The 8,617-nt window shown below is 68.2% G+C and carries 11 protein-coding genes; 9 read left to right on the forward strand and 2 right to left on the reverse strand.

The features are described 5' to 3' along the window. The first annotated feature begins 15 nt into the window (after positions 1 to 15). Positions 16 to 315 carry a hypothetical protein gene (locus GFH49_RS37205; protein ID WP_155060473.1) on the forward strand — a complete coding sequence of 100 codons (300 nt, stop codon included), beginning with the start codon at positions 16 to 18 and terminating at the stop codon, positions 313 to 315. On the opposite strand, the gene GFH49_RS37210 is transcribed toward GFH49_RS37205, so the two are convergent. Further along, positions 312 to 515 carry a hypothetical protein gene (locus GFH49_RS37210; protein WP_155060474.1) on the reverse strand — a complete coding sequence of 68 codons (204 nt, stop codon included), beginning with the start codon at positions 513 to 515 and terminating at the stop codon, positions 312 to 314. The two genes, GFH49_RS37205 and GFH49_RS37210, sit on opposite strands and share 4 nt — an antisense overlap. Positions 516 to 674: 159 nt before the next feature. On the opposite strand from GFH49_RS37210, the gene GFH49_RS37215 reads away from it, so the two are divergent. The 3 genes from GFH49_RS37215 to GFH49_RS37225 all read left to right on the forward strand — a co-directional run bounded on the left by GFH49_RS37215 (position 675) and on the right by GFH49_RS37225 (position 3,422). After that, positions 675 to 2,021: a hypothetical protein gene (locus GFH49_RS37215; RefSeq protein ID WP_155060475.1), complete on the forward strand. Its 1,347-nt coding sequence runs from the start codon at positions 675 to 677 to the stop codon at positions 2,019 to 2,021. A gap of 202 nt (positions 2,022 to 2,223) precedes the next feature. Next, the gene (locus tag GFH49_RS37220) at positions 2,224 to 2,580 is read left to right on the forward strand and encodes a PadR family transcriptional regulator (RefSeq protein ID WP_196218261.1); all 357 of its coding nucleotides are present in this window, start codon (positions 2,224 to 2,226) and stop codon (positions 2,578 to 2,580) included. After that, positions 2,562 to 3,422 carry a hypothetical protein gene (locus tag GFH49_RS37225; protein WP_155060477.1) on the forward strand — a complete coding sequence of 287 codons (861 nt, stop codon included), beginning with the start codon at positions 2,562 to 2,564 and terminating at the stop codon, positions 3,420 to 3,422. The genes GFH49_RS37220 and GFH49_RS37225 overlap by 19 nt, the downstream gene beginning before the upstream one ends. A gap of 182 nt (positions 3,423 to 3,604) precedes the next feature. On the opposite strand, the gene GFH49_RS37230 is transcribed toward GFH49_RS37225, so the two are convergent. Next, entirely contained in the window at positions 3,605 to 3,844 is a 240-nt protein-coding gene (locus GFH49_RS37230; protein ID WP_155060478.1) for a hypothetical protein, read from the reverse strand. On the opposite strand from GFH49_RS37230, the gene GFH49_RS37235 reads away from it, so the two are divergent. The 5 genes from GFH49_RS37235 (at position 3,831) to istB (ending at position 8,552) form a co-directional block, all read left to right on the forward strand. Then, a complete protein-coding gene (locus GFH49_RS37235; protein ID WP_155060479.1) occupies positions 3,831 to 4,763 on the forward strand; it encodes a hypothetical protein in 933 nt (310 codons plus the stop codon). The genes GFH49_RS37230 and GFH49_RS37235 overlap by 14 nt on opposite strands. 292 nt (positions 4,764 to 5,055) lie before the next feature. Further along, on the forward strand, positions 5,056 to 5,430 hold the full coding sequence (locus GFH49_RS37240; protein ID WP_155060480.1) for a TraR/DksA family transcriptional regulator: 375 nt from the start codon (positions 5,056 to 5,058) through the stop codon (positions 5,428 to 5,430). 321 nt (positions 5,431 to 5,751) lie between these two features. Next, positions 5,752 to 6,240 carry a hypothetical protein gene (locus GFH49_RS37245; RefSeq protein WP_230396712.1) on the forward strand — a complete coding sequence of 163 codons (489 nt, stop codon included), beginning with the start codon at positions 5,752 to 5,754 and terminating at the stop codon, positions 6,238 to 6,240. 96 nt (positions 6,241 to 6,336) lie between these two features. After that, entirely contained in the window at positions 6,337 to 7,785 is a 1,449-nt protein-coding gene (istA, locus tag GFH49_RS37250) for an IS21 family transposase (protein WP_155055341.1), read from the forward strand. Then, on the forward strand, positions 7,782 to 8,552 hold the full coding sequence (gene istB / locus GFH49_RS37255) for an IS21-like element helper ATPase IstB (protein WP_155055342.1): 771 nt from the start codon (positions 7,782 to 7,784) through the stop codon (positions 8,550 to 8,552). Before istA ends, istB begins: the two co-directional genes overlap by 4 nt. Positions 8,553 to 8,617 lie beyond the last annotated feature (65 nt).

Raw genomic sequence — 8,617 nt, forward strand, 5'->3', positions numbered from 1 at the left:
AGAACCATGGAGGCCATGAGTTCCTCCGACACCACGGTCACGGTGACCTTCTCCGCGGACGAGTACGCGACCGTCGCTGAGCAAGCCGCCCAGTGCGGCGTCCCTCTCGACACCTACGTCCGGGAGGCTGCCGCCGAACGGGCCGAGGACGGGAAGTCCAAGGACGCCTTGCGCCAGGAGATCGCCGCCCGGCGCGGGCAGAGCGTCGAAGAGTTCCTCACGCCCGGCTTCCTCATCGACACCGACGACATCGTCGACGCCGAGCTGGACCGGCGCCTGCACAACGCTCGCAGCACCGAGAAGTCGGACCGCTAGGTCAGGCCGGCGACGTTCAGCACGTTTCGTATGTCGATCAGTGTCCTCCCGGTCCGCTCGGCAATCTCCGGCACCGGCATGCCGGCCCGGCGCTGGGCGATGATCGTCGCAGTGACCTTCCGGCGGGCCTCGATCACCGCCGCTTCCGCCGTCCGCAGCTCCGCCACGGCCTGCTCCAGCACACCCTCGTCACCCGTCATGCCGTCCATCGTGACAGGGCCCGGCGCCCGCTCCGCCGCAGTCTGAACCGCCCGCCCCTCGTTGACCGCGGCCTGGACGCCGGGGATCGGGGACAGGGACGCCGCACGGCTGCCCGAGGGATAGGCTCGTTCGTCTGCCGGACCGAATGGAGTGACATCGTGGGCGTCTACGTCGCGACCATCGAGCAGGACGAACACGGCCACTGGACGGCGGCAGCCGACGGCCTGACCGGAACCGGCACCGGTTACACCGCTGCCCGTGACGCCCTCACGGACGCCCTGTTCGCCCGGGACGGCGAGGAGCCCGAGCTCCGACGGGACCGCACCGAGGTCCCCATTCCCGGCCGCGCAGAACGCAGCCCCGACCGGCTACTGGCCCTGATGGCCGCAGAGCTGCCCGACCACGCCGAGAAGTACGCCGCCTCGCTCGACAAGGCCCGCGAACTGGACGCGCGCGACGCCGACGCGTTGGCGGTGACCGCTTGGTGCGTCGAGACAGCCGGGCTCATCGTCACCCAACGGGCCCGCCTCGCGATCGAGGAGGTCGAGTCGGCGTTCGTCCCCTGGACCAAGCCGGACCCGCGCGCCGGCGACGATGTGTTCCTGTCCTGCTGGAGCCCGCATCAACTCGACGATCTCCCCACCCTGACCAAGATCGCAGACGTCCCCCGCACGGTGTTGGGCATCCTTGATGCGCTCGCGCCGACCGAGCGCGTCCGGGCATGGCAGGAGATGACGACCGCCGAGCACGGCCCCACGTTGGACCGGGCCATGGCCCGCTGGTGGAACATCGCCATGGTCGTGGGAACCGCCGCGATGCAGCACACCTTGAAGCAGAGCACGAAGCGCCTGGCCGCAGGACACCGCGGCACCCCTGCGACCGACCTGCCCGCCAGCCGGGCCCTGGACGACCTCCACCACGACCTCACCGACGAGGAGCAGAACGCCCGGCGCAAAGCCTGGGACCGCTCGCAGCGGGAACAGGCCGAAGCACGAGATGCGCGCGAGGACGCCTACATCGCCGACCTCGAACGTCTCCTCGCCGACGCCAAGCAGCACCGCGACATGCAGCGCGAGCACCAGCGGCGACGCCAGACCGTGAGCGCCGCACGCTCCCGCATCGACACCCCGGCGCATGAATTCCCCATCGCCCCAGACCTCTTCGCCCGCCTTGGCGATGGTCAGCCAATCACCATGCACCTGCCAGCCCGGCCTTGGCGCCACGTGACCTGCGGCGAGCCCTACCACTTCCTCTTCACCAGCCGAGACGGCGCCCGGCTCGCCCGAGTCACCAATGTCAGGCACTACGACAGCGTCGAGGCCTTCGACCAAGCCGGTGAGCAGGCAAGCACCGTCGGCACCACGCCCGCCACCCGACAAGAACTCGAGTCCTACCCCGTCCAGTGGGGCGGGATCATCACGCTGACCGCCACACCCACAGCCGAGCCGGTGCTGCACAACACCGCCCGGTCTCCGCTGCCAGAAGCAGCCATCGAGCCGGAGTGACGCGGACGGCGTCGCCCGCCCGATGCTGAGACCCGCTCTCGGGCTGTCCGGCCCAGGGCGCGGGTCGACACAATGACCGCAATGACGACGAACAAGTACAAGGACGACTGCGCGCGCTGCCCAACTCCCTTCCCTGAACCTCCACTTGAGGACTCCCGCGTTCCGCCTTGCGGCTTCCGACGCATATATAGAGTTAGGAGTTGTGAGGACTCCATTTCGCATCACGTCGGCCACGCTCGACGTTCTCGAAGCGTTCCTGGTGTCCGGCGAAGAGCTCCATGGCTTCGCGGTCGCCAAAGCAGCCGGCAAACCGACCGGCTCCATCTATCCGATCCTGGCCCGGCTTGAGCAGGCGGGTTGGCTCGACAGTCACTGGGAGACGGAGCACCCCGAGGAAGGCCGGCCCCGCCGCCGGTTCTACTTCCTGACCCCGACCGGGGCCGAGGAGGCACGCAGCGTCGTGATCGAGCGCCGCGGCCAGCTGCCGACCCGGGCTCCGGCCCAGCCTCGCCCCAAGCTCGCCTTCGGTTTCCTGACGCGATGGGCGGGCGCCTGGTGAGCGACGTCTTAACCCAGCTGCTTGTCCCCACCGCCCTCGGCATGATTGTCGGCGAGTGCACCGAGGTCTCCCCCTGGCTCGCGCGCCGCATTCTGCGCGGCGCCGCGCGCATGCTCGGAAACTCCGAGGCCACCGACCGTTACGAGGCAGAGTGGCTCGCACTGCTGGAGGAGCGGCCAGGCAAGCTGCTGAAACTGTTTTTCGCGATCTGGATCGCGCTGCGCGGCACCTGGACGCTGCGGGCCATCAACCGGCCCACCGTCTCCACGTCGGCGTCGCCCTCGGGCCGAGCCGACGACTCCCGCGCCGAAACGCCCTCGGAATCCCAGGTCCCCGGCAGTCGGCACGCCCAGGCCGGAAATCAGCCGGCAGACCATCACCGAGGTGTCACGGTTTCCGGGCACTACCGCAGCCCCGGATTGCTGGGGCGATCGTCGCAGCGCCGCCGCCCCTGGCCTTGGATGCTGCTGGGGATCGTAGTTCTCGCATCCTGGCTCACCCACCTGAGCAAGACTGCAGAGGGCCCGGCAGACTTCGTCACGACCTCCATCGCGTTGTCCTGCCTCGGACTACTGGGCTGGATCTACTGCGCGATGACCGTCAAGCGGGTCCGGGCCCGTCTGGCCACCGGCTCGCTGCCGAGGGACGGCTGGGCTCTGCGGATCATGCGGGTTCCCGATGGTTCCGCCCGACGCATCAGGAGGGCCATCGCCGACGGCCAGGACGTGCGCATCGTCATCCCCGGCCGCAGTGCCAACATCCGCCACGTCGTTGATGTCCCGCCGCTGAGCGGCTTGGCGATCGTGCTCCGGCCGCCGCACCGGCGTCGTCCACGACGCTAGTTTCTACCGGTACGGGGGCCTTGGCGGGGAAAACGCCAAGGCCCCTCCGCGTTCCCCCAGCTCAGCATTCACTGTCAGTGCCAGATGTCACGATGCGACCGCATTACGTCACGCCAGCTGGATGGAGGGCCACCCTCATGGGGAAAGCATCACGGCGACGCCGAGAACACAGGCAAGGGCAATCACCACGTCCAGTGACGCTGACCTTCTGCGACGTCGACTTCGAACGTGGTTCCCGCGCCCACGGCCGCGGGGTCGCACCCGCACCGCCGGAAGGCTGGGTGATCGGCCGAGCCGGGCTCGTCCACGCCGAGTGGAACGGCGAGGAACTGCGGGTCACCGGCCAGGAACTGATCGAGGGTCCCCGCCCCGCCAGCCGCATGATCAACGCCCTGCACGGCAAACAGCTTGTCATCGGCCACGGCATCCTCACCACCGACCTCCGCGTGGCCGCCATGGTCACCGAGGTATCCCGACTCCCTCCTGAAGCGAACGGTCGACACCCTCGCCTTCGCCCACCGCATCCGCGGCAAGCGCTACCCCACCGGCTGCGGCCTGGCCGCCCTGGCCAAGGCCAACCTCCGCGATCCGCGCACCAAGCCCGACCAGCCCTCATCCGCCCCCGGACTGCGACCGGGCGGTGGCATGCACGGCATGTCTCCCGAACGCGGCGACAGCGATCCACGCGACGACGCCCTGCTCGTCGGCCGCCTCTGGCAGACCATGATCACCACCAGGGCCCTGTCCTGGGGCGCGGGCAGCCCTTCGTGGACGCACTACCACGGCAACACCCGCCCCGGCACTCCCGCCGGAGCCGCCGCCCTGGCGGACGAGAACGTCGCCGAGCTCACGGGACAGCAGCGTCAGATCGAAGCCGTCGAATGGCGGCAACGGGTCCGCTTCGAAGGCCGCGTCATGCGCCCCACCAACACCGACTCGGTCGCCGCGATGCTCGCCCTCCACTCCGCCACAGACCTCCCCGCACCCCAGCAGGTCCGCGAGCTCGCAGATGCCCTGCAGGAGGCCGGAGAACTCCCGCCGGACCATCTGGACACCGAGGATCTCCTCACCGCCGTCCAATACCTCGGCCCCCGCCAGAACATCGACGTCCGCGAACGCATCCTCGACGGCAGGAAGCTCACCAAACTCCTCAGGGAGAACCTCGCTATCTATCTCTGGGAGGTCACTCATCCGGAATGGATGGCCCAGTTCTGGGAGACCCGCAGACTCGCCAGGACCACCGCGATCGGCGAGCTCCGCCTGTCCCGCCTCAAGATCGAGCAGCGCAAGATCCGCGGACGCGTGCTCGACGCCGTCGAGCAGAAGGACAACGCACAATGACGCTCTCTCAAAGAGAGCCGAGCAACGCGCTGCGGGAAATTCACTCGCCCGGTTGCCCTCGACGTTGACCACCCCGCCTGCCCCCTACGACAAGTTCACCTAGCTCTGAACACATCAACTTGCTATGGAGGGCCCTCGATGCCGGCAGCAGTCGTCGAGTCGGAGTGACACCCTCACCGACGACAGCAAGGGCACGGCACCCCCGGACAGAGTTCACGGGGCGGCCTCGGCCGTCACCTGCGGTTCTATCGGCGAACCCTGATTGTCAGTGGTGCGCGAGACCCTGTTGCTCATGACCGCAGCATCGTCCCGCAGCACTGCCTTCGATCAGCAGATTCCCGACTGTCTGTCTACGGTCGGACCCGGCTGGCGCCCTCTGCTGATGCGGCTGCACGATCAACTCCTTGCCCTGGCCCCGGACTATCGCCTCGAAGAACTCACGCCGAGGCTCGGCGGGTTGAGGATCTACGTCGCGGACCGGTTCGACAGCGACGGCGAGTTCGACGGCACCTGGGCCGACACCGCCGGCCGCCTCGCTGAAGCGGCAGAGGTCGAAGCGGAGAAGACCTGCGAGACCTGCGGCAAGCCGGGCCGCATCCGCTTCCACGGCGACCAACACGGCACCTGGATCAAGGCCCTGTGCGATGACTGCAGGGGCACACCCTGACACCGCTTTACATCATTGCGTGAGACACCAAGCGAAGGGGATGAGTACATCACTTTGCAAATTTTCGACTCCCGGTGCCATCTTGTGATCAATTTCAGAGAAAGGCCGCAATCGCTGAGCAGAGGATGCTGCCGTGGATAGATGGGCGACGCAACGAGGGCAGTGATCCCGTCGGAGTCAAGTCACCTTGACCAGTTGGCCATGGAGTATGACGGGGATGTCACCCAGCGGGATCGGCTACGGCTCGATAACGACTGGCCTCGTCGGTGGAGTTCGTCATGGCGAGTGGGTGTCGGCGAAGTCTGCTGGCCGATCCGCGACATGGCACACGTGCCGGTGCTGTCATCACGGCCGATGCGGGGGTTCACCTGGCGGGCGAAACAGCGGCATCGCCCCGGCCTGGAGGTGATGGCCTCAACAGGCAGGATGCACGGCTTCGAGTCGCTGGAGGAGCTGCGCTTGCTCGTCGCGCTGGACTTCTTGAAGGCATCGGAGGTGCTGTCGCAGCCGTTCCGGCTGGACTTCGAGCATACGGGCGGACAGGCATGGCATATCCCGGACTTCCTGGCGGTGATCGACGGCGGGATGTGGCTGCTGGACGTCCGGCCGATGGAGCTGATCAAGGAAGAGGACGCGCTGAAGTTCGCGGCGGCCAGGGAAGTGGCGGCCGCCTGCGGCTGGCGGTACTCGGTGATCGCGGGCTGGCGCCCGCATGTCTGGAGCGTCCTTGATCATCTGTCCTCGCGCAGGCGGCCGGCGAGGGACCTGCTGTCGCGGTACGACGAGATGTGCATGAGTGCGTACGGGTAGATGTGTAGGTCTGTGTGCACGTGTCGGTCGCGTCAGTGAGGTGTCTCGGCCAGGCTCGGCGGCGTTGATGGCGTCGGTTGTGCTGCGGGGTGCCGGATGGTTCTGGATGCGGAACGCTGGCTGGAGTTGCGTCGGTGGCGTGGTCTGCTGGAGGCCGGGGCGACACTGGCGGAGATCGCCCGGGAGACCGGTCTGGACTGGCGGACGGTGAAGAAGTACCTGGCCGACGGTGTGGAGGACGGGCCGCCGAAGGCGGCCGCGCGGCCGGTACGTCAGAAGGCTCAGATGGTCCGTCAGTTCGCTGCGGTCATCGATGCGATGCTCCGGGCCGAGCTGCTGATCAAAGGCACGGTGGTGCACGAGCGGCTGGTGGCCGAGTACGGCTTCACCGGCAGCTACCAGCGCGTCAAGCTGTACTTGCAGGAGGCCCGCCCCCGGATCGCGGCCGAGCTGGGCATGTCCGTGGACGAGATGCGACGGCTGCACCGCCGCTTCGAAGTGATCCCAGGCAGCCAGGCTCAGGTCGACTGGGGCGACGAGGGCAAGGTCCTCGCCCACATGGGCATCGAGAAGGTCTACTCCTTCCACATGACCTTGTCGTACTCCCGCGACCCGTTCTGCTGCTTCACCACCAGTCAGGACATCGAGACCTTCTTCGCCTGCCACCGGGCCGCGTTCGCGCACTTCGGCGGGGTGCCCGCGACGATCGTCTACGACCGCACCAAGACCGTGGTCCGTCGCCACGTCGCGCCGGGCAAGGCAGTCCCCCTGCATCCGGAGGCCGTTGCCTTCGCCGGGCACTACGACTTCGAACCGGACGTGCTGGCCGCCTACCGGCCCACCGGCAAGGGCCGGGTGGAGCGGCAAGTGCGGATCGTGCGCGACCACGTGCTGGCCGGCCGCTCCTTCTCCTCGATCGAAGAACTGGACGCCGCGTTCCTGGCCTGGGTGCCGCTGCGCCGCGCCCGGGTGCACGCCACCCACGGCGAGATCATCGGCTTCCGCGCCCGCCGCGACCACGCCGCCCTCAAGCCGCTGCCGGCCACCGACTACCTGCCCGCCCACCGAGAGTGGCGCCACGTCGGCAAGGACTGCCTGGTCTCCTTCAACGGCAGCCTGTACTCGGTGCCCGCCCGCAAGGTCGCTTTCCGCCAGCTCGTCGAGGTCCGCGCCACCGCAGACAGTGTCACCCTTCACGCCGTCGGCCCGGACGGGCTCAAACGCGACCTCCTCGCCGAGCACCCCCGCGCCTGCCGTCCCCGCCAGCGCGTCGTTGACGAGGCGCACTGGGACGGCCTGCCCGACGGCCACACCCGCGCCGTCACCATCAGCCACGAAGACTCCGAGCCGGCGGGCGGCACCGTCGTGCCCCTGCACCGCTCCGCTCCCACCCCGGTCACAGGCCCTTTGCAGGCGCTGCTGACCCGCAACGCTGCCGCGGCTGTCGCGGTCGAGCGCCGCCCGCTCTCACTCTACGAACAACTCGCCCACGCCCACCCCGCCCCATCTCCCGCCCGTCTGCGAGCCGTTGAGGAAGACCGTTGAACGAACTGGTCACCACCCGCATCCGTGCCACCGCCCAGCGGCTCGGCCTGACTCACCTGCCCGAACAGCTCGACGCCTTCGCCCGCCGCGCCGAGGAAGCCTCCATGGGCTACCTCGACTTCCTCGACCTGGTCCTCGACGAGGAGGCCGCCCACCGCGACGAGCGCCGCTTCCGCAGCGCGCTGCGGCTGTCCAAGCTGCCGCACCACAAGACGCTGGACGACTTCGACTTTTCCTTCCAGCCTGAGCTCGACCCCCGCCGGGTCAAAGACCTCGCCTCGCTGTCCTTCGTGGAGGACAAGGGCAACGCCGCCCTGCTCGGCCCACCCGGGGTGGGCAAGACGCATATCGCAGTCGCCCTCGCGGTCGCCGCCTGCCGAGCCGGGTTCTCCGTCTACTTCACGACGCTGGACGACATGGTCCGCAAGCTCAAGAGCGCCGACACCATCGGCCGCCTCGCCGGCACCCTGCGCACCTACACCCGCCCGAACGTTTTGGTCGTGGACGAGATCGGCTACCAGCCCCTGGACCGCGCCGAGGCCAACCTGGTCTTCCAGCTGATCTCGAAGCGCTACGAGAAGGGCTCGATCATCCTCACCTCGAACAAGAGCTTCGGAGAATGGGGACAGGTGTTCGGAGATGAGGTACTGGCAACAGCCATCCTTGACCGGCTCCTTCACCACTGCGAGGTCATCACGATCAACGGCTCCAGCTACCGGCTCCGCAACCGCCTCGCCGCCCTCCAGGAGAACGAGCAGGTGGCCTGACCCGGTACGGCCAGAACGACACGTCTACGCGTACCCCTCACGACATACAAAGGGGTACGCGGACA

Source organism: Streptomyces blattellae (assembly GCF_009709555.1).
GTDB lineage: Bacteria > Actinomycetota > Actinomycetes > Streptomycetales > Streptomycetaceae > Streptomyces > Streptomyces blattellae.